Origin of the sequence: Streptomyces sp. L-9-10 (assembly GCF_004151105.1) — a bacterium.
Classification (GTDB): Bacteria; Actinomycetota; Actinomycetes; order Streptomycetales; family Streptomycetaceae; genus Streptomyces.
The window spans coordinates 173646-193046 of sequence record NZ_PHRF01000095.1 but is presented as its reverse complement, the minus strand read 5'-3'; the positions used below and the strand labels follow the sequence as shown (position 1 = coordinate 193046).

16 protein-coding genes are annotated in these 19401 nt (G+C 72.3%); 8 read left to right on the top strand and 8 right to left on the bottom strand.

The genetic code is table 11. From position 1 onward, the window contains the following. Window positions 1–89 precede the first annotated feature (89 nt). A complete protein-coding gene (locus CU044_RS22205; RefSeq protein WP_345790145.1) occupies window positions 90–2096 on the bottom strand; it encodes a DEAD/DEAH box helicase in 2007 nt (668 codons plus the stop codon). Between the two features lie 516 nt (window positions 2097–2612). Here CU044_RS22205 and CU044_RS22200 point away from each other — a divergent pair. After that, window positions 2613–3359, top strand: a complete 747-nt coding sequence (locus tag CU044_RS22200; protein WP_030352889.1) for a ferritin-like fold-containing protein — start codon at window positions 2613–2615, stop codon at window positions 3357–3359. Between the two features lie 109 nt (window positions 3360–3468). Here the strand turns inward: CU044_RS22200 and CU044_RS22195 are convergent, their stop codons facing one another. The 4 genes from CU044_RS22195 to CU044_RS22180 all read right to left on the bottom strand — a co-directional run bounded on the left by CU044_RS22195 (window position 3469) and on the right by CU044_RS22180 (window position 5361). Then, window positions 3469–3744, bottom strand: coding sequence for a hypothetical protein (locus CU044_RS22195; protein WP_129770472.1), 276 nt, complete (start codon window positions 3742–3744; stop codon window positions 3469–3471). Window positions 3745–3983: 239 nt separating this feature from the next. Next, the gene (locus tag CU044_RS22190) at window positions 3984–4211 is read right to left on the bottom strand and encodes a DUF3107 domain-containing protein (RefSeq protein WP_030352887.1); all 228 of its coding nucleotides are present in this window, start codon (window positions 4209–4211) and stop codon (window positions 3984–3986) included. Between the two features lie 120 nt (window positions 4212–4331). Continuing rightward, window positions 4332–4973, bottom strand: a complete 642-nt coding sequence (locus CU044_RS22185; RefSeq protein WP_129770471.1) for a TetR/AcrR family transcriptional regulator — start codon at window positions 4971–4973, stop codon at window positions 4332–4334. Window positions 4974–5130: 157 nt separating this feature from the next. After that, complete coding sequence (locus tag CU044_RS22180; RefSeq protein WP_129770470.1) at window positions 5131–5361, bottom strand: hypothetical protein; 231 nt, start codon at window positions 5359–5361, stop codon at window positions 5131–5133. Between the two features lie 151 nt (window positions 5362–5512). Between CU044_RS22180 and CU044_RS22175 the strand changes: the two genes are divergently transcribed. The 6 genes from CU044_RS22175 (at window position 5513) to moeZ (ending at window position 12315) form a co-directional block, all read left to right on the top strand. Continuing rightward, window positions 5513–6472, top strand: coding sequence for an alpha/beta hydrolase (locus CU044_RS22175; protein ID WP_129770469.1), 960 nt, complete (start codon window positions 5513–5515; stop codon window positions 6470–6472). Between the two features lie 8 nt (window positions 6473–6480). Beyond that, window positions 6481–7911, top strand: a complete 1431-nt coding sequence (locus CU044_RS22170) for a DUF3152 domain-containing protein (protein ID WP_129770468.1) — start codon at window positions 6481–6483, stop codon at window positions 7909–7911. An 857-nt stretch (window positions 7912–8768) separates the two neighbouring features. After that, complete coding sequence (locus tag CU044_RS40070) at window positions 8769–9275, top strand: hypothetical protein (protein WP_165371954.1); 507 nt, start codon at window positions 8769–8771, stop codon at window positions 9273–9275. Further along, entirely contained in the window at window positions 9272–10246 is a 975-nt protein-coding gene (locus CU044_RS22160) for an NAD-dependent epimerase/dehydratase family protein (RefSeq protein WP_129770466.1), read from the top strand. The genes CU044_RS40070 and CU044_RS22160 overlap by 4 nt, the downstream gene beginning before the upstream one ends. Then, entirely contained in the window at window positions 10234–11064 is an 831-nt protein-coding gene (locus tag CU044_RS22155) for a spherulation-specific family 4 protein (protein ID WP_129770465.1), read from the top strand. The genes CU044_RS22160 and CU044_RS22155 overlap by 13 nt, the downstream gene beginning before the upstream one ends. A gap of 72 nt (window positions 11065–11136) precedes the next feature. Further along, complete coding sequence (gene moeZ / locus CU044_RS22150) at window positions 11137–12315, top strand: adenylyltransferase/sulfurtransferase MoeZ (protein ID WP_129770464.1); 1179 nt, start codon at window positions 11137–11139, stop codon at window positions 12313–12315. Window positions 12316–12428: 113 nt separating this feature from the next. Here moeZ and CU044_RS22145 read toward each other — a convergent pair whose 3' ends face one another. The 3 genes from CU044_RS22145 to CU044_RS22135 all read right to left on the bottom strand — a co-directional run bounded on the left by CU044_RS22145 (window position 12429) and on the right by CU044_RS22135 (window position 18609). Continuing rightward, window positions 12429–14024, bottom strand: coding sequence for an alpha/beta hydrolase (locus tag CU044_RS22145; protein ID WP_129770463.1), 1596 nt, complete (start codon window positions 14022–14024; stop codon window positions 12429–12431). Window positions 14025–14137: 113 nt separating this feature from the next. Then, entirely contained in the window at window positions 14138–15775 is a 1638-nt protein-coding gene (locus tag CU044_RS22140) for an alpha/beta hydrolase (RefSeq protein WP_129770462.1), read from the bottom strand. Between the two features lie 125 nt (window positions 15776–15900). Beyond that, the gene (locus CU044_RS22135) at window positions 15901–18609 is read right to left on the bottom strand and encodes a lysylphosphatidylglycerol synthase domain-containing protein (RefSeq protein WP_129770461.1); all 2709 of its coding nucleotides are present in this window, start codon (window positions 18607–18609) and stop codon (window positions 15901–15903) included. A 248-nt stretch (window positions 18610–18857) separates the two neighbouring features. Between CU044_RS22135 and CU044_RS22130 the strand changes: the two genes are divergently transcribed. Next, entirely contained in the window at window positions 18858–19256 is a 399-nt protein-coding gene (locus tag CU044_RS22130) for an MGMT family protein (protein WP_240045767.1), read from the top strand. Window positions 19257–19401 lie beyond the last annotated feature (145 nt).

The window sequence follows — 19401 nt, the reverse complement described above, 5'->3', positions numbered from 1 at the left end:
GCGAAGAGGCTAACCGCGCCTCGGAAAGCCGATGGCCCGGCACCCCCCTCTGGGGGCGTCGGGCCATCCGGCTGTGGTGCGCGCGTACGTCAGCTCTCGGTCTTCGCCGCTGTCGTGCGCGTACGGCGGCGGCGCGGCTTGGGCAGCGCCTCCGCCTCCGCTTCGGGTGCCTCCGCGGTCGCGGCGGCCTCGACGGCCTCGGCGGCCGGCTTGGCGACGCGGGTACGGCGACGGGGCTTGGTCGCCGCGACGGGCGCCTCGGCCGTCCCGTCCGCCGGCTCCGCCGCCACCGGCTCCGCGGCCTCGGCCACGGGCTTGGCGACGCGGGTACGGCGGCGCGGCTTGGTCTCGGCGACCGGCGCCTCGGGGGCGTCGACCGGCTCCGTCACCGCGGCGGCCTCCACCGGCGCGGCCGTGTCGGCAGCGGGCTTCGCGGCCCGGGTACGGCGGCGGCGCGGCTTGGCCGCGGGCTCCGCCTCCGGCTCGGGAAGGACCGGCTCCGCGACGACGGACTCCGCGGCGACGGACTCCGCGGCGACGGACTCCGCGGCGACCGGCTCGGAAGCGACCGGATCCGTCGTGGTCTCCACGGCCGGTGTCCCGGACCCGGCCCCGGACCCGGCTCCGGCGCGGGTACGCCGGCGACGGCGCGGAGTACGCGCCTCGGCGGGCCGTTCCACGCTCGCGGGCACGTCCATCGGCACGGCCGTCTGGAACTGCGGCTCCGCGGTCTGGAACTGCGGCTCGGCGCTCGGGGGCAGCGGCGCCGCCACCGTCGCGGTCGCCTCCAGCGGGGTTCCGCCGCGGGTACGGCGGCGCTGGCGCGGGGTGCGCGTACGGGCCGGACGCTCTTCCCGTACCGCCGCCGCTGCCGCGGGGGCGGCGGACTTACGGCCGCGGCCGCCCGTCTCGCCGAGGTCCTCGACCTGCTCGGCCGACAGACCGGCGCGCGTACGCTCCGCGCGCGGCAGGACACCCTTGGTCCCGGCGGGGATGTTCAGCTCCTCGAACAGGTGCGGGGACGTGGAGTACGTCTCCGGCGGGTCCGGGAAGCCGAGGTCCAGCGCCTTGTTGATCAGCTGCCAGCGCGGGATGTCGTCCCAGTCGACGAGCGTGACGGCGGTACCGGACGCGCCCGCCCGGCCCGTGCGGCCGATGCGGTGGAGGTAGGTCTTCTCCTCCTCCGGCGACTGGTAGTTGATGACGTGCGTCACGCCCTCGACGTCGATACCGCGCGCGGCGACATCGGTGCAGACGAGGACGTCGACCTTGCCGTTGCGGAAGGCGCGCAGCGCCTGCTCGCGGGCGCCCTGGCCCAGGTCGCCGTGGACCGCGCCGGAGGCGAAGCCGCGCTGGGCGAGCTGGTCCGCGATGTCGGCGGCCGTGCGCTTCGTACGGCAGAAGATCATCGCCAGGCCGCGGCCCTCGGACTGGAGGATGCGGGCGACCATCTCCGGCTTGTCCATGGAGTGGGCGCGGTAGACGCGCTGCGTCGTGTTGGCGACGGTCGCGCCCGCGTCGTCCGGCGAGGTGGCGCTGATGTGCGTGGGCTGCGACATGTAACGGCGGGCGAGGCCGATGACCGCGCCCGGCATCGTCGCGGAGAACAGCATCGTCTGCCGCTTGGGCGGCAGCAGCTGGATGATCTTCTCGACGTCGGGCAGGAAGCCCAGGTCGAGCATCTCGTCGGCCTCGTCCAGGACGAGCGCGCGCACATGGGAGAGATCGAGCTTCTTCTGGCCCGCCAGGTCGAGCAGCCGGCCCGGGGTGCCGACAATCACATCGACGCCCTTCTTGAGGGCCTCGACCTGCGGCTCGTAGGCCCGGCCGCCGTAGATCGCCAGGACCCGGACGTTCCGCACCTTGCCGGCCGTCAGCAGGTCGTTGGTGACCTGCGTGCACAGCTCGCGGGTGGGGACGACGACGAGCGCCTGCGGGGCGTTGGTGAGCTTCTCGGGCACGGCCCGGCCGGACTCGACGTCCGCGGGGACCGTGACGCGCTCCAGGAGCGGCAGACCGAAGCCGAGCGTCTTGCCCGTGCCGGTCTTGGCCTGTCCGATGACGTCCTTGCCGGAAAGCGCGACGGGGAGCGTCATCTCTTGGATGGGGAACGGAGACAGGATGCCGACGGCTTCTAGCGCTTCGGCTGTCTCGGGGAGGATTCCGAGGTCTCGGAAAGTCGTAGTCAGGGTGCTGCCTCTTCTGTGAGACGCGGCGCGAGGCGAACGCTGGGGGTCGTACCGCACCTGGGTACTCGGCCGGCCGTGGATTGGCCGGATGGCGCGGGACCACTGCCGTCGCTCGAGCGCTCGAACCGCTGAGGGGGCCCCTCATCTGCGGCCGTACGCTGCTGTGCGTACGATCCGCGCGGAGGGCGGTCGGGTCGGAGCCGATCGGGCCACCGACCGGGCATCCTCATGGGGCCTGCACGAGGGACTACCCTCGTTCAAACACTGTCTAACACTGCGATCGCCCGCCGAATATTCGGCAGGCGCCATTACCACTGTACCCCGGAATCGCGCATGTGTGTTGGGCGAATTCGTCGGAACGGTGTGACCACAGTGTCTGACCAGGCCCTTACGCGGCGCGAAGAGCGGGCTATTGTGCGGTACATGGAGACGCCCGACAACGCCACCACGCCCGCATCCGCAGCCGAGGAACCCACCGGGATCGCCGCCCAGGACTGGGACACGGCCTCCGCCGAGCCGCAGTACCGCGCCGCGGTCGTGGATCTGCTGGGAGCGCTCGCCTATGGGGAGCTGGCGGCCTTCGAGCGGCTCGCCGAGGACGCCAAGCTCGCGCCGACCCTCGCCGACAAGGCGGCCCTGGCGAAAATGGCCGCCGCCGAATTCCACCACTTCGAGCGGCTGAACGACCGGCTGCGGGCGATCGACGCCGAGCCGACCGGTGCGATGGAGCCGTTCGCGAAGGCGCTCGACGACTTCCACCGCCTCACCGCGCCATCTGACTGGCTGGAGGGCCTCGTCAAGGCGTACGTGGGCGACTCGATCGCCAGCGACTTCTACCGGGAGGTGGCCGCGCGGCTGGACACCGACACCCGCGCGCTGGTGCTCGCCGTACTGGACGACACGGGACACGGCAACTTCGCCGTGGAGAAGGTACGCGCCGCGATCGAGGCGGAGCCGCGGGTCGGCGGGCGTCTGGCGCTCTGGGCGCGCCGGCTGATGGGCGAGGCGCTCTCGCAGGCACAGCGGGTCGTGGCCGAGCGCGACGCGCTGTCCACGATGCTCGTGGGCGGGGTGGCGGACGGGTTCGACCTCGCGGAGGTCGGCCGGATGTTCTCCCGGATCACCGAGGCGCACACCAAGCGGATGGCCGCCCTCGGGCTGGCCGCCTGATCCCCCTCGGACCGGCTGTTCGATCCCCCGGGCCGGCCGCCTGATTCCCCCCGGGGCTGCCTGATTCCCCGGGCCGGCCGCCTGACCGGCGGCCCCTTCGGGGAACAGCTCAGGGGGTGGAGGTCTGGGGCCGGCGCAGTCCGCGGCGCGTGGGGCGGAGCAGCAGTGACAGCAGCACCGCTCCCACCAGCAGCGCACCGACGAGCGTGGCGAGAACATGGCCCGCGCCCAGCGCCATATGCGTCACATAGGCGCCGACGAGCGCGCCGACCGGGCCGGCCGTGTACACCGTCCGGTGAGCCGGGAGCCGGTGGGAGAGCCGACTGGCCGCCGCCCACGAAAGACCGAGTCCGAGCAGGACCGATCCGAGAACTTCCCAGATCACTGCTGATCACCTCACGACGCCGGGAGTGACATGTGGTCAGGGCCTTGGGCCCAGCACGTCACTACCCGGAGTGCACGGAACGCAACCCTCGACAGACCCCCGGGAGAGGGCGGCTACGCGCATAGCGGAACTCGCGGGTAACAGCGCGGGGGAGGGGCAGAGGAACGGACAGCGGACGGACAGCGGAATGGCCCGGCGGGGGTGTCCCGCCGGGCCATTCCGTGCATGAGTGCGCGTGACTACAGAGCGCCGAATCCGACGCGTCGTGTGGCCGGCTCACCGATCTCCACGTATGCGATCCGCTCGGCCGGTACGAGCACCTTGCGCCCCTTGTCGTCCGTGAGACTGAGCAGCTGCGCCTTGCCGGCCAGCGCGTCGGCGACGGCGCGCTCGACCTCCTGGGCGGTCTGCCCGCTCTCCAGAACGATCTCGCGGGGCGTGTGCTGCACGCCGATCTTGACCTCCACGGCTATGTCCCTCCGAACGGTCTGCGTTGCGCGGCCAGCCGCGCGGTACGCAGCACACATTAGCCCGGAGCGACCATCCGGAAGACGCCGCGGGGAACGCCCGCAGCGAACACCCGTCGTTCAGTGCTGCTCACTGCCGTGCAGCGGGAAGCCGGCGATCCCGCGCCAGGCCAGCGAGGTGAGGAGCTGGACCGCCTGGTCGCGGGGGATCGCGGACTCGCTGGAGAGCCAGTAGCGCGCCACCACCTGGGAGACGCCGCCGAGCCCCACGGCCAGCAGCATGGACTCGTCCTTGGAGAGCCCGGTGTCCTCGGCGATCACGTCGGAGATGGCCTCCGCGCACTGGAGCGCGACCCGGTCGACGCGCTCGCGCACCGCGGGCTCGTTCGTCAGGTCCGACTCGAAGACCAGGCGGAACGCGCCGCCCTCGTCCTCGACATAGGCGAAGTACGCGTCCATCGTGGCCTCGACGCGCAGCTTGTTGTCCGTCGTGGACGCGAGCGCTGTACGGACCGCCTGGAGCAGGCTCTCGCAGTGCTGGTCGAGCAGCGCGAGATAGAGCTCCAGCTTTCCGGGGAAGTGCTGGTAGAGGACGGGCTTGCTGACACCGGCCCGCTCGGCGATGTCGTCCATCGCGGCCGCGTGATAGCCCTGTGCGACGAACACTTCCTGCGCCGCGCCCAGCAGCTGATTGCGTCGGGCGCGACGCGGCAGGCGCGTGCCCCGCGGGCGCGCCGCCTCTGTCTGCTCTATGGCTGTCACGCCGCCTCCCAAAAATTCGTTCCGTGCGCGCTGTGCGCCGCCTGGCCATCGTACTTTTGGGTAACCCGGCTGTGCGTGGTGAGGACCTGTTTTTTTGGCGCCCGGTCACGTCCGGTGGGCGTACCAGGCCCTTCGCGCCACGAGCCCGGCCGCCCGGTCACGGACGGTAGTCGTCATCCTCGTCGGTCCCGACCGCCCGCGCCTGATCGGCCGCGTCCGCTTCGTCCGCCCTGTCCGGGTCGATACGCGTCAGGGGTTCGTCGCCCCCGGGCCGTACGTCCGTGTGCTGTTCCGCGGCGTCGGCTTCGGGGACCTCCTCGTCCAGCTCGGCCGTCCCGTCCTCGCCGTCCGTCTCGAAGGTTTCGGGATCCGTGGGGTCAACCGCCATGGCGTGCCCTCTCTCTCCCAGAGCTCTCCCTAAGAGCCTAGGCCCTGTCCTCGGACCCCCGCCTGCTCTGGAAGCAGGGGGTGCGCGGCGCCATGCGGCTTGTGACCGCGAACACACGGGCCGGGGCGTGATCGTCTCGTAACATTGCGGCATGTCGTCGACCGAGCTGCCGGAAACCATTGCCGCCGCCGTGGCGCCGAAGGTGAGTCCCGTACGGGTCGCGGACGGGGAGCGGCTCCGTTCCGTCGCGCTGCCGGGGCTGACGCTGACCGTACGAGCGCGGCCCGCGTCCCGGGCCGGCGCGCCGCCCGCGCTGTATGTGCACGGGCTCGGCGGCTCCTCGCAGAACTGGTCGGCGCTGATGCCGTTCCTGGAGGACATCGTCGACGGCGAGGCCGTCGATCTGCCCGGGTTCGGGGACTCGCCGCCGCCGGACAACGGCAATTACTCCATCACCGGTCATGCCCGCGCGGTGATCCGGCTGTTGGACGCGGAGAGGCGCGGTCCCGTGCACCTCCTCGGCAACTCCCTCGGCGGCGCCGTCGTCACGCGCGTCGCCGCGGCCCGGCCCGATCTGGTGCGGACCCTGACGCTGATCTCGCCCGCGCTGCCGGAGATCCGGGTGCAGCGCACCGCGTTGCCGACCGCGCTCCTCGCCTTGCCCGGTGTCGCCTCGCTGTTCGGCCGGCTCACCCGGGACTGGACGCCGGAGCAGCGCACCCGCGGCGCGATGGGGCTGACCTACGGCGACCCCTCGTCGGTCCCCGAGGAGGATCTGCGCCACGCCGTGCGGGAGATGGAGCGTCGGCTCCAACTGCCGTATTTCTGGGACGCGATGGCCAACTCGGCGCGCGGTATCGTCAACGCGTACACCCTGGGTGGTCAACACGGGTTGTGGCGGCAGGCCGAACGGGTGCTGGCGCCGACGCTGCTCGTCTACGGCGGGCGGGATCTGCTCGTTTCGTGCCGTATGGCCCGCAGGGCGTCGGCCGCTTTCCGCGGTTCGCGGCTGCTTACCCTCCCCGACGCCGGACATGTTGCCATGATGGAGTACCCCCGGCAGGTCGCGCAGGCGTGCCGGGAACTCATCGATGACTACGACAGGAGCTGATCCGGGGCGTGGGACGACACAGCCGCAAGGGCCCTGTACCCCAGGGCGCGCGGTCCACGGCCGCGGTCGCGGCGGAGGAACCCGACCCGGCACCGGCCGGATCCGGCAGGGGATGGCGCAGGCGCGCCGCGGACGGCCGGGACGCGGAGGGCCGGGACGCGGGCCCGGAGCAGCAGCACGGCGGACCCGCGCACGCCACCCCCGCGCACGGCGTGCCGCAGGTGCGCGGCGGCCACCCCGAGCAGCGTGAGGCCGGCGGCGGCTGGGGCGATGAGCGGCGCCACGGTGATACGCGTCACCCCGCCGAGTCCGCCGAGTCCGCCGACACGGCGCGGCGCGGCGCGGCCCCGCCCAAGCAGGCCCGTACGCCCGGGACTTCGGCGCCCACGCCGTCGGCGCCCGCCGCTCCGGCGCCCGCGGCTCCGCGTATCCCGGGACCGCGCCGCGAGTTCATCGAGGCGTTCGACGACGACGCGTTCGACGCCTTCCGTGCCCCGTCCTCCCGTACCGCCGTCTCGGAGGACGGCGCGCCCGGCCCGCACCCCACCGGTGACCGGGACGGCGGCGCCGACGGCCCCGGCGGCGGGGACACCGAGCAGGACCCGGCGGAGCCCGCCAGAGGCGGCAAGGGACGTGCGCTCACCGGCATCGCCGCCGCGGCGGTGACCACCGTCCTCGCGGTCGTCGTGGCCGGGCAGGTCACCGACGGCGGGACGAAGAGGGCCGACGCGCGGTCCGCCGACGGCGCCGAGCGCGCCGTCGAGGCCGATGACACCTCGCGCTCCGAGGGCCGGCCCACCCCCTCGCGGTCCGCGGCCGGGGCGGCCGCCCCGGCCCTCACCTACGCGCAGCTGATGACACGGCAGTTCCCGCTCGATCCGAAGCTGACGGCCTCGGGCGACTTCACCGCCGTACCCGGTCTCGCCAAGGCGCCCGGCAAGGGGCAGAAGTTCCGCTACCGCGTGGATGTCGAGAAGGGGCTCGGGCTGGACGGCGGGCTCTTCGCCGACGCCGTCCAGAAGACCCTGAACGACGACCGGAGCTGGGCCCACAACGGCGCCATGACCTTCGAACGGATCTCCAGCGGCGAGGCCGACTTCGTGATCACGCTGGCGAGTCCGGGGACCACCGGCGTCTGGTGCGCCAAGTCCGGCCTGGACACGACCATCGACAATGTGTCCTGCGACTCGGCGTCGACCGACCGCGTCATGATCAACGCCTTCCGCTGGGCGCGGGGCGCGAAGACCTTCGGTGACAAGGCGATGTTCAGCTACCGGCAGATGCTGATCAACCACGAGGTGGGACACCGGCTCGGACACAATCATGTGAGCTGCCGCACGCCCGGGTCGCTCGCTCCGGTGATGCAGCAGCAGACGAAGTCGCTGGACATCGAGGGGATCACGTGCAAGCCGAACCCCTGGGTCTTTCCCACTGGTTGAGATGCCCGTCTCATGACCGCCCCGCACCGCGTTGTCATCGCACGCGGGGTGGAGCCGCTCGGCCGGTGAGTCCGTATCCGGTGCTCGCCGCGGTCCGCCGTGCGGCCCGAGGGCCCTCCCCGTGCCCGCCGAGAGCGTGGCCGCGGTCTGACGCCGTGTAGCCGGTCTGTTCCGTAGCGCGACAGAACGCTACCGGTACGGGAAAGTTACGTGTATTCACCCCTTCCGGTGGTGCGACGGACAACCGTCCGTCGCACCACCGGCTTATCCGCTTACGGTCGTCCCGCTGCGAGTCGCCGGATCAACGGCGGCCGCTCACAGGGGAGATCGGGGGTGTGCTCGTGCGGCTCGTACCGCTTACGTACGGTGGCTGTCCGTATGCGACAGGTGAGTCCGGACGTTGGTGTGACCGGCGCCGGTTCGCGGCGCGCTGCACGGAGCCGGCCGCGGCGGGCCGCCGGCCGTCCCGTACTCGGAAGCCGTCTGCCGTACCCCCGGCGCACGCCGGAGTGTGCACACCGTGGCCGTGCCTGATCTCCGCCCTGCCGTGCCTGATCTCCGCCGTGCCGCACCCGGAGGCCCGGACGCGCTGCCCGGACTGCTGGCCAAACGCTTCTTCGGCGGATCGCCGCTGGTCGCGGCGTACGGCGTGCGGCTGCGGGCGCCCTGCCCCACGACCGCTGGCACGTCGCGGGCGCACGGACCGGGGGGCGCGCGCGATGTGCCGGCGCGCGCCCCGCCCGGCGCCTTCCACGGGCGGTCGGCCACCCTGCCCGTCCCGGACGAGGCGGTCGACGCGCACGCCATCGGTGACCATCCCGGCTCCTTGGGGGCGTACGCCGGAGCGGGGGAGCGCGATGGCCGAGCGAGGCGCCCCACGGGCGATAGGCCTGGCAGGGACCCCCGCGCTCGCCGGCGCGCTCGTCGCGTGCCCGCGCCGGGGACCGCTGCGCGCGCTGCTCGCCGCACCGGCCCTCGCCGTACTTCCCGCCGCCCGGTGCGCCCACCTCTTCCCCGTACAGGCCCGGCGCGGACTCGCCCACGGATTCCCCGGGGCCGCCGTCATCGGAGCCGCCACCGGGCGCACCACCGCCCGCGCCCCGGAAGCCCTGTCCCGCGCGTCCGTACCGGCGGGCCTCCTGCCCGGCCGTGACGCCCCCGCCGTCCCCGCCCTCGTCCGCAGAGCCGCCGCGCCCGGACCCCTCGCCCCCGCCGCCGTCGCCCCCTCGCGGGCGCCGGCGCACCCCTTGAGCCCTCAGCACCACCTCGTGAAGGAGAACCCAGAGATGACTCCGCAATCCGCACCACGGGCCGCAGCGGCGGCCCCCGCACCGGCCCGCCGGCACAGAGGAGCCGCGCGATGAGGGTCCTGCTGCTCGGTGCCAACGGTTTCCTCGGCCGCTTCGTGGCCGACCGGCTGCTCGCCGACCCCGCCGTCCACCTCACCGCGCTCGGCCGGGGCGACGACGCCGACGTACGGTTCGATCTCGCGGGCGGCAGCCCGGGAGCGCTCACCCGCTTCCTGGACGCAGTCCATCCCGGGGTCATCATCAACTGCGCCGGAGCCACCCGGGGCGGCGCGCGCGAGCTGACCCGGCACAACACGGTCGCCGTCGCCACGGTCTGCGAGGCCCTGCGCCGCAGCCGCTGCGGCGCCCGGCTCGTCCAGCTCGGCTGCGCCTCCGAGTACGGCCCGTCCCAGCACGGTTCGTCCACCGCCGAGGACGCCGTACCGCGCCCCGGCGGCCCGTACGGCGTGAGCAAGCTCGCCGCGTCCGAGCTGGTGCTGGGGTCCGGGCTCGACGCGATCGTGCTCCGGGTGTTCTCGCCCGTGGGTCCCGGCACCCCCGCGGGCTCCCCGCTCGGCCGGCTCGCCGAGGCGATGCGCCGCGCCATGCAGTCGGGCGACGGTGAGCTGAAGCTCGGCGGCCTCGGGGTGCAGCGCGACTTCGTCGACGTACGCGACGTGGCGCGCGCCGTGCACGCCGCCTCGCTCTCCGCCGCCCAGGGCGTCGTCAACATCGGCACCGGACGCGCGGTCAGGCTGCGGGACGCCGCCGCCGTACTGGCGAGGGTCGCGGGGTACGCGGGCGCCCTGCACGAACTGGACCTGCCCCCCGGGCCGATGCGGGCCGGCCACGCCACCGTCGGCGCCCCCCGGGGCGAGACCGCGCCGGAACAGCTGGGCGCGGGCCCGTTCCCGTACCCCGACGGCTGCGGCAGCTGGCAGCAGGCCGATGTACGGACCGCACGCGACCGGCTCGGCTGGCGGCCCCGGATCAATCTGGAGGAGTCACTCGCCGATATCTGGATGGAGGCGGCGTGCCGTATCTGACCAGACCCGGCGCCCGGCTCTCCGCCACCGAGGAGGGCCGGCTCGGCATCGGCGTTCCCGGATACGCGCACCCGCTGCTCGCGCCGGTCGAGTGGGCCGAACTGACCCGCCCGGGAACGCCGCTGCACTGGGCCGTCCTCAATGTCGCGGACGGCCCCGGCGACCGGCCCGACCCGCACTGTCTGGCGGCGGCGGGCCGGCTCACCAACGCGGGGTCCAGGGTGCTCGGCCATCTCGACCTGGCGTACGGGACCCACCCCGCCGGGGAACTGGTCTCCGACGCCCGGCGGTTTCTCGACTGGTACCGCGTCGACGGCTACTTTCTCGACCGGTGCCCGGCGGGCCGCGCCGACCTGCCGGCGATACGCCGGACGACGGCGGACCTCGGAGCGGTGCTCGACGGCGGGTTCGTCGTACTGGGCCAGGGGGTCCATCCGTATCCCGGATACGCGGAGTTCGCCGACCAGTTGGTGACCTTCCGCGGCCGGTGGGCGGACTACCGCTGGTCGCAGGCGGCGGCGTGGACGGCCGACCATCCGCCGGAGCGCTTTGCCCATCTCGTCCACGGGGTGCCGCGCGGTCATCTGGAGGAGGCGATACGGATCGCGCGCTGGCAGGGCGCCGGCACGATCTTCTTCACCGACCGCACGGACCGGGCGGACGGCACCGACCGCACCGACCGCGCGGACACGGGTGATGGTGTCGGCCCGAGCACGCGCAACGGGGCAGGCGGTGGATCACGTAACGGGTCATTCGAGACACTGCCCGGCTTCTGGGACGAAATCGTCTCGCGAGTCGGACCAGGTGTCTCGGAATGAGAAGGGCCGTGGCAGTGTTACAGGCAGAACAACCGTACTGATTGACCGACCAACCCCCTTGTTGAGGTCCCTGTGTCGCTGCCACCCCTGGTCGAGCCCGCTGCCGAGCTCACCGTCGACGAGGTCCGCAGGTACTCCCGTCACCTGATCATCCCGGACGTCGGGATGGACGGGCAGAAGCGGCTGAAGAACGCGAAGGTGCTGTGTGTGGGGGCCGGTGGACTCGGCTCCCCGGCTCTGATGTACCTGGCCGCGGCCGGTGTCGGCACGCTCGGCATCGTGGAGTTCGACGAGGTCGACGAGTCGAACCTGCAGCGTCAGATCATCCACAGCCAGGCCGACATCGGCCGGTCCAAGGCCGCGTCCGCGCGTGACTCCGTCCTCGGAATCAATCCCTATGTGAACGTGATCCTTCACGAAGAGCGGCTTGAGGCCGAGAACGTGATGGACATCTTCTCGCAGTACGACCTGATCGTGGACGGCACGGACAACTTCGCCACCCGCTATCTGGTCAACGACGCCTGCGTGCTGCTGAACAAGCCGTACGTCTGGGGTTCGATCTACCGCTTCGACGGCCAGGCCAGCGTGTTCTGGTCCGAGCACGGCCCCTGCTACCGCTGCCTCTACCCGGAGCCGCCGCCCCCCGGCATGGTTCCCTCCTGCGCCGAGGGCGGCGTGCTGGGCGTGCTCTGCGCGTCCATCGGCTCCATCCAGGTCACCGAAGCGATCAAGGTGCTCACGGGCATCGGCGAGCCGCTGGTCGGCCGGCTGATGATCTACGACGCCCTGGAGATGCAGTACCGCCAGGTCAAGGTCCGCAAGGACCCCGACTGCGCGGTTTGCGGCGAGAACCCCACCGTCACCGAGCTGATCGACTACGAGGCCTTCTGCGGCGTCGTGTCCGAGGAGGCCCAGGAGGCGGCGGCCGGCTCGACGATCACTCCCAAGCAGCTCAAGGAGTGGATCGACGAGAAGGAGAACATCGAGATCATCGACGTGCGCGAGCCGAACGAGTACGAGATCGTCTCGATCCCCGGCGCCAAGCTGATCCCGAAGAACGAGTTTCTCATGGGCAGCGCCCTGGAGACCCTGCCGCAGGACAAGAAGATCGTCCTGCACTGCAAGACGGGTGTCCGCAGTGCGGAAGTCCTCGCGGTGCTGAAGTCCGCGGGCTTCTCGGACGCGGTGCACGTCGGCGGCGGAGTCATCGGCTGGGTCAACCAGATCGAGCCGGAGAAGCCGGTCTACTGAGACCCGGCGCACCGACCGGAACAGCGATACGAGTGAAGGGGCCGACGTACATACGTCGGCCCCTTCGTCGTACGTGGTGCGGTCCCGGAACGAGCGGCCGGTCCCGGGTCCCGCTACGAGCAGCTGGTCCCGGCGGCCGGGACCGTGCCGTGCAGGAAGTACTCGTCCACCGCGCCGGTGATACAGCGATTGCCCGTGATGTAGGCCCCATGGCCTTCGCCCTCGAAGGTGAGCAGGACCCCGACCCCCTTGCCCAGCTCCTCCACCATCCGCTGCGCACCCTCGTACGGTGTCGCCGGATCGCCCTTGCCGCCGACCACCAGGATCGGTGCCGCGCCCGGCGCCGACACCTCCGGAGTGTCGTGCTCCCCGGCCACCGGCCAGTCGGCACACCAGCCGGCCAGATCCCAGGCCAGATACGGGCCGAACACCGGCGACACCCTCCGGAAGTCCGACAGCAGCCGGGACGTGACCTCCGCCGCGGTGACGCGTCCCTTCGTGTCCGCGCAGGAGATGGCGCGCTGCGCGTGCTGCGCCGTGCCGTAACGGCCCTGTGCGTCGCGGTCGTTGTACGCGTCGGCCAGCCGCAGCAGCCCGCTTCCGTCACCGCCCTCGGCCGCGTCCAGCGCGTCGGTCAGAGAGGGCCAGCTGCTCTCGCTGTACAGCGGGCTGATGATGCCGGTGAGCGCGAGGCTCTCGGTGAGCCTGCGTCCCGTACCGGTCGGCAGGGGTTCGCGGTCGAGCCGGTCGAGCAGCCGCACCACGCGCGCGGTGCCCACCTGCGCGCTGACTCCCCGGCTCTTGTAGTAGTTCTCCAGGGCGCGCTGGAAGCCGACCGCCTGGTTGCGGGAGTGCCCCACATAGTCCGCCGTCGGGTCGACGACCGCGTCCAGGGTGAACCGTCCGACCTTCGCCGGGAACAAGTGGGCGTAGACACCGCCCAGTTCGGTGCCGTACGAGAAACCCAGATAGTTGAGCGTGTCGTCGCCGAGCACCTGGCGCATCAGATCCATGTCCCGGGCCGCGCTGGTGGTGCCGACATGGGGCAGCAGCGGTCCGGAGCGGCGCGCGCAGTCCGCGCCGAACGCCGCGGAGTCCGCGAGGAAGGACCTCTCCTCGGCCGGGGTGTCAGGGGTCGCGTCGATACGGAGGGACTTCTCCGTCTGCCGGTCGTTCCGGCACACCACACCCGCGCTCTCCGCCACCCCGCGCGGGTCGAAGCCGACCAGGTCGTACCGGGTCCCGAGCGTGGTGAACGAGTCGGCGGCGGCGGGGAGCGCGGCCACGCCCGAGCCGCCGGGGCCGCCGAAGTTGAAGAGGAGCGAGCCGATCCGGCTGGCCCTGTCCTGGGCCTCGGAGCGGATCAGGGCGATCCCGATCGTGTCGCCGGAGGGCGCGGTGTAGTCGAGCGGCGCTCGCATCGTGGCGCACTTCCAGCCGGAACCGGGAGCCTTCGCCGCGCTGCCGCGCGCGGCGCGCGGTGCCTCGCAGCGTTTCCAGTCGAGCCGTTGTCCGGTGAGGGAGGCGGGCAGCGCGGGCACGGGGGCGGAATCCGGCGCGAAGCCGGCGGCCGGGGCGGACGCCGGGGCCGAGGAAGGAGCGGCCGCCTTGGCGTCGGGCGGGGGGTCCTCCGTACCGCTCCCGCACCCGGTGACGGTCAGGAGGAGTGACACCGTGAGCAGGGCGGATATCCGAGTACGGCGAGACATGGCGCAATTCAATCCGGTCCGGCGTGCGAGGACAACCGAGGGCGGCTCGCGCCCGGCTGGGGGGAATGGCCGTTGGGGGGACGGCCGTCGGGGCGTGGCCGCCGGTCGGCGTGTCAGCGGCAGACCGTACCCGCGGCAGGCACCTTTCCGTCCAGCAGATAGCCGTTCACCGCCCCCTGGACGCAGGGGTTGCCGCTGTCGTACGAGCCGTGTCCCTGCCCGTGGTACGTGATCTCCGTGCCGACGCCCTTGCCCAGCGCGTCGGCCATCGCCCTCGCGCCCGCGTACGGGGTCGCCGGGTCACCCGTGTTGCCGACGATCAGGATCGGCGCCGAGCCCTTCGCGCTGACGTCGGGGGTGGACCACTGCCCCGGCACCGGCCACTTGGTGCAGCTCATCATCCCCCAGCCCAGGAACTCCCCGAAGACCGGAGACGCCTTGCGGAACTCGGGCAGCTTCGCCTCGGTCTGCGCCACCGTGTAGCGCTCCTTGGAGTCGGCGCAGTTGATGGCCACGTTGGCGGCCTGGAGGTTGCTGTATCTGCCGTACTGGTCACGGCCGTTCATCGAGTCGGAGAGCGCGAGCAGCAGGGCGCCGCTGCCGCCGTCGGCCTCGTCGAGACCCTGCTCCAGATACGGCCAGAAGTCCTTCGAGTAGAGCGCCTGGGCGATGCCGTTGGTGGCCTGGGTCTGTGTCAGCTTGCGGTCGCCGATACCGGCGATCGGCCGCTTGTCCAGCCGTGCGAGCAGCTTGGTGATGAACCCCTCGATCTCCTTCGGCGTGGAGCCGGGCAGTACGCAGGCGTCGCCGCGCGCGATGCAGTCCTTCGCGAAGTTGTCCAGGGCGAGCTGGAAGCCCTTCGCCTGGCCGAGCGAGCCCTGTTCGGAGTTCTGGGTCGGGTCGACGACGGCGTCGAAGACGGCCCGGCCGACGGACTTCGGATAGAGATGGGCGTAGACACCGCCCAGTTCGGTGCCGTAGGAGATGCCGAAGTAGTGGAGCTTGCTGTCGCCGAGGACCTTGCGCATCAGCTCCATGTCGCGGGCGGCGTTGGTCGTACCGACATACGGGAGCGAGCTGCCGGAGTGCTTCTCGCAGGCGGCGGCGAAGGTGGCGAGCCCGTTGGTGAAGGTCTTCACCTCGGCCGGGGTGTCGGGGGTGGAGTCCTGGGCGAAGTACGCGTCGAGCTGTCTGTCGTTCTCGCACTTCACACCGTCGCTGTCGCCGACCCCGCGCGGGTCGAAGCTGACCAGGTCGTAGCGGGCGCGGAGCTTCTCGTAGTCCTGCGCGAAGGACGGCAGTCCGGTGATGCCGGAGCCGCCGGGGCCGCCGAAGTTGAAGATGAGCGAGCCGATGCGCTGCTTCGTGTCGCGGGCCTTGGCCCGGATCAGCGCCAGATCGATCGTGTCGCCGTCCGGCTTGGCGTAGTCGAGGGGCGCCTTCATGAAGGAGCACTCCCACCGGGCGCCGCCGGGCAGCGGGGAGGGTGCCGTACCGCCGCCCTCCGCGACCGACGGGGCCTTGCACGCCTTCCACACCAGCCGCTGGGTCGCCAGGTCCTTGGGTCTGTCCGTACTCCGGGTGTTCCCGCCGTGCGAGCTGCCCGGCGCGGAGGTCCCGCTGGTGCCCGAGCATCCCGTGGCGGCCAGCAGGGCGGCGGCGGTGACGGCGGCCAGGGCCGGGGCGCGCCGCGCGGCGAGAGCGGCCGGGGCGGACGGGACGGAGGCGGCGGGGGCGGGGGAGTGTGACATGGACCCATCGTGCGCCCCGGCGGCATGGGCCGCTCGGGGCCGCGGTCCATGCGGGTGGCGCGGCGGGCCGGCCGGGCGGCCGACGGCGTGGCCCCGGCGGGATGTCGTTCCCGGCCCGGCCCGGTCTAGAGCGCTCCCTTGCGCGTGAGGTGACTGAAGCTCAGCCAGCCGGGCAGCACCGGCAGCCACAGTGTGAGCAGGCGGTAGAGCAGCACGGCCGGCGCGGCGACCTCCTTCGGCAGTCCGACCGCCAGCAGACCCAGCGTCAGCGCGCCCTCGACCGCGCCCACACCGCCCGGCGTCGGCGCGGCCGAGCCCAGCGCGTTGCCCGCCAGGAAGACCACCGCGATGCTCGCGTAGCTGAGCTGCTGGTTGCCGTTGTCGAACGCCCGGATCGAGGCGTCCAGGCACATCACGAACACACCCGTCAGCAGCAGCATCCCGCCGATGCCGGTGAGCAGCTTCATCGGCCGCTGGAGTACGTCGAGCATGCGGGGCACCACCCCGGCGAACAGCGAGCGCAGCCGCGTGACGAGGAACTTCCGCAGGAACGGGATCGCGGTCACGACCAGCACCAGCACGGCGACCGTCAGCAGACCCGCGATCACCGTCCTGGACGGGGTGAGCGACGCCGACTTCTCCGTACCGGTGAGATAGCCGAAGGACAGCAGCAGCAGGATGTGCGCCCCGAGCCCGAAGAGCTGCGACGCGCCGACACTGGCGACGGCGAGCCCCGGGCGCACCCCCGCGCGCTGGAGGAAGCGCGTGTTCAGCGCCACACCACCGACCGCGGCGGGCGTGACGATCTTGACGAAGGAACCGGCGACCTGCGCGACGACCGTACGCCGGAAGGGCACCCGTTCCGGTACGAAGCCCAGCAGGCTCATCGCCGCCGCGACATAGCTGAGCGCCGAGAACGCCACGGCCGCGGCCACCCAGCCCCAGTGCGCCTGGCTGATCACCGAGCCGAAGTCCACCTGCGTGATGGTGGTGAGCAGGAAGTACGCGGCGACGGCCCCGGCGATGAAACTGAGCAGCGTACGGGGCTTGATCCGCTCCAGCCGGACCGGCTCGACCGGCGCCTGCGGCCTGATCCGCAGCACCTGCTTGCGCATCTGGGAGAGCAGATCCTCCTCGCGCGCCTCGTCGAGAGCCTCGTCTATGGCCCGCTTCTCCGCCTGCTTCTCCGCGCGCAGGGATCTTCGTACGGCCTTGCGGTCACCGTCCACGGCGGCGGCCTCCGCCACCTTGGCGCGTTTGTTCGCCTCGGACGCTTCGAGTACCGCCTCGCGCTCGCGCTGCGACCGCTCGCGGGCGAGCCGGCGCAGCGTCGCGCGCGTGGAGCGGCTGAGCGCGATCGGCTGGAGCAGCGGCAGACAGTCGGCGATGGCGTCGGGACCGAGGACCTCGACCGCCGCGGCCACCGAGCGCTCCGCGCCCACCCGCAGACCCATCGTGGTGAGCAGCTGGGCGGTGTCCATCCGCAGCACCAGATCGCCCGCGGCGATCTCGCCGCCGCGCAGCTCGGTGAGGATCACCTTGCCGGAGCGGTCCACCAGCAGCGCGTCGCCGGTGAGCCTGCGGTGCGCGATCCGGCGCGACTGGAGCGCCTTGACCTGCCGCCAGGCACCCCGTACCAGCTCGTCGGTGATCTCCTCGTCCGGCAGCGAGTCCAGGGACCGGCCGCCCAGGTGCTCGTACACGAGCATGACGGCGTCGGGGCCCAGCTCCGAGGTGGCGATCAGCTTGGGGGCGTTGGCCCCGGCGGCGATGGCCGCGTACGCGAGCAGCGCTTCCTGTTCGAGCGCCTGGCGCAGGGAGGGGATGGACCTGCGGGTGGTGATGGAGCGCAGCGTCAGCTGGCGCCAGACCCGGTAGAAGAAGCCCTGGGCCTGCTGTTCGCGGTCGACGACGGTGACATCGAGCGGCGGGCCGTCCTCCAGGGAGACCAGATAGCGACGGCCCCGGTCGCCCTGCTCGGCGGAGTCGGCGGCGTCCTCGGCGCGCATCGCGCTGACCGGACGGAAGCCGACATGGCGCAGACCCGCCATCAGGGTCTGCCCGGTGGGACGTACGTTGGGCGAGCCGACCGTGTAGAGCGTGCCGTACGCCACGCTCCAGCCGATCAGTACGGTCAGGATGATCGAGAACGGTGTGGTGTAGCCCGCGACCAGCATCGCGAAGGCGTCGAGCAGCAGCACCACCCACAGCACGACCCGCCACCGGGGTCTGCGTGCCATCCCGACGGCCGTCATATACGCGATGACGGGCGCCAGATAGCCATGGACGGGGTCGGTGAGCCCGGTGCCCGCCTGGGGGCGGGTCAGCGCGTCCTGGATCGACTCCGGGGCGGCTCTGGCGACCCACAGGTCGATGGCGAGGGTGACGCCGTGTGCCAGGACGGCGGCGAGCACCCCGTCGGCGATCCGCAGTCCGTCGCGTTTGATCAGCCGTTCGATCGCGAAGGCGACCGGGACGAGCAGCACGGCGATGCTCGACACCAGACCGGCGACCTTGACCATCAGGTCGGGGGCCTGGCCCGTGCCCTTGCTGATGTCCTGTTCCAGACCGGAGGTCGTGCCGTGGGCGAAGGCGGAGAGCCCGAGGACGAGCGCGATGGCGAGGACGCCGATGAGCAGACGCAGCAGATCGGAGGGGCGGTGGACACGGGCCGAGAGCAGCGGCTCGTCGCCGGAGACACGGTCGGCGCGGCCGGCGCCCGTGTCGCCGCCACCGGGCTCGCCGGCGGGGCCGGTACCCGGGGTGGTGCCGGTGTAGTCCGCGTCCGGGCGCGACTCAGCGCCAGAGGTGGGCGTCGCCGCCGGAGGCCGCACGTCCCGCTCCTCTGTCGAATCCGTCTCTTCTTGATCTCGTATCACCAGTCACCGCCGGGATGATGGTGGCACGAGCCGCCGACAGACGGGGGCATCAGGGTGCATTGCGGGGACCTCGGGCGCGCGAGATGCGTCTCTTTGTGTGCGTACGTACATACGGTGACCGCGCGTGCACGCTCCGATGAGCGGCCGCGGCCGGACCGCCGGGGCGGATGGGGCTGTCGGTGGGGTGCGGCAGGATGGATGGGATGAGGAGCGAAGGCGGGGCGGCGGGCGGGACGGCCGACGAGACGGCGCGGCTGCCCGATTACGCGGAGCGTGTGCTGGACGTGGCCGAGCTGATCCCGCCCGGCCGGGTCATGACCTATGGCGATGTCGCGGAATGGCTCGGTGAGGGCGGACCGCGCCAGGTCGGCCGGGCGATGGCGCTCTACGGCAACGCCGTGCCGTGGTGGCGTGTGGTCAGGTCCGACGGAGTGCTGCTGCCGGGACACGAGCTGAGGGCGCTGGACCACTACCGCGAGGAGGGCACGCCCCTGCGCGAGGCCGCGCGGAGCGCGGAAGGGCATATGCCGCGCCTGGATATGAAGCGGGCGCGATGGGACGGCGCCGACGGCGCGGACGAGGGCGAGGGGGCTCACATATGACAGCTTCCGCCATTCGGGCGGGCGAGGGGTGGTGCGCCGCCCCCGCGGCCGCGCGTGAGGACGACGGAGCGGAACGCGTCGCCGGGCCGGCCGCCGCGGGCGGAACGGAGCGCATGCGTCCCGGGCGCCCGGCGGCGTAGCGTCA

Bases quoted from the DNA above. Each gene is read 5' to 3' on its own strand.
- CU044_RS22200 (WP_030352889.1), top strand. From the start codon at position 2,613: ATGGAGACGCCCGACAACGCCACCACGCCCGCATCCGCAGCCGAGGAA.
- CU044_RS22130 (WP_240045767.1), top strand. From the start codon at position 18,858: ATGAGGAGCGAAGGCGGGGCGGCGGGCGGGACGGCCGACGAGACGGCG.
- CU044_RS22140 (WP_129770462.1), bottom strand. From the start codon at position 15,775: ATGTCACACTCCCCCGCCCCCGCCGCCTCCGTCCCGTCCGCCCCGGCC.
- CU044_RS22160 (WP_129770466.1), top strand. From the start codon at position 9,272: ATGAGGGTCCTGCTGCTCGGTGCCAACGGTTTCCTCGGCCGCTTCGTG.
- CU044_RS22205 (WP_345790145.1), bottom strand. From the start codon at position 2,096: ATGACGCTCCCCGTCGCGCTTTCCGGCAAGGACGTCATCGGACAGGCC.
- CU044_RS22145 (WP_129770463.1), bottom strand. From the start codon at position 14,024: ATGTCTCGCCGTACTCGGATATCCGCCCTGCTCACGGTGTCACTCCTC.
- CU044_RS22180 (WP_129770470.1), bottom strand. From the start codon at position 5,361: ATGGCGGTTGACCCCACGGATCCCGAAACCTTCGAGACGGACGGCGAG.
- CU044_RS22175 (WP_129770469.1), top strand. From the start codon at position 5,513: ATGTCGTCGACCGAGCTGCCGGAAACCATTGCCGCCGCCGTGGCGCCG.
- CU044_RS40070 (WP_165371954.1), top strand. From the start codon at position 8,769: ATGGCCGAGCGAGGCGCCCCACGGGCGATAGGCCTGGCAGGGACCCCC.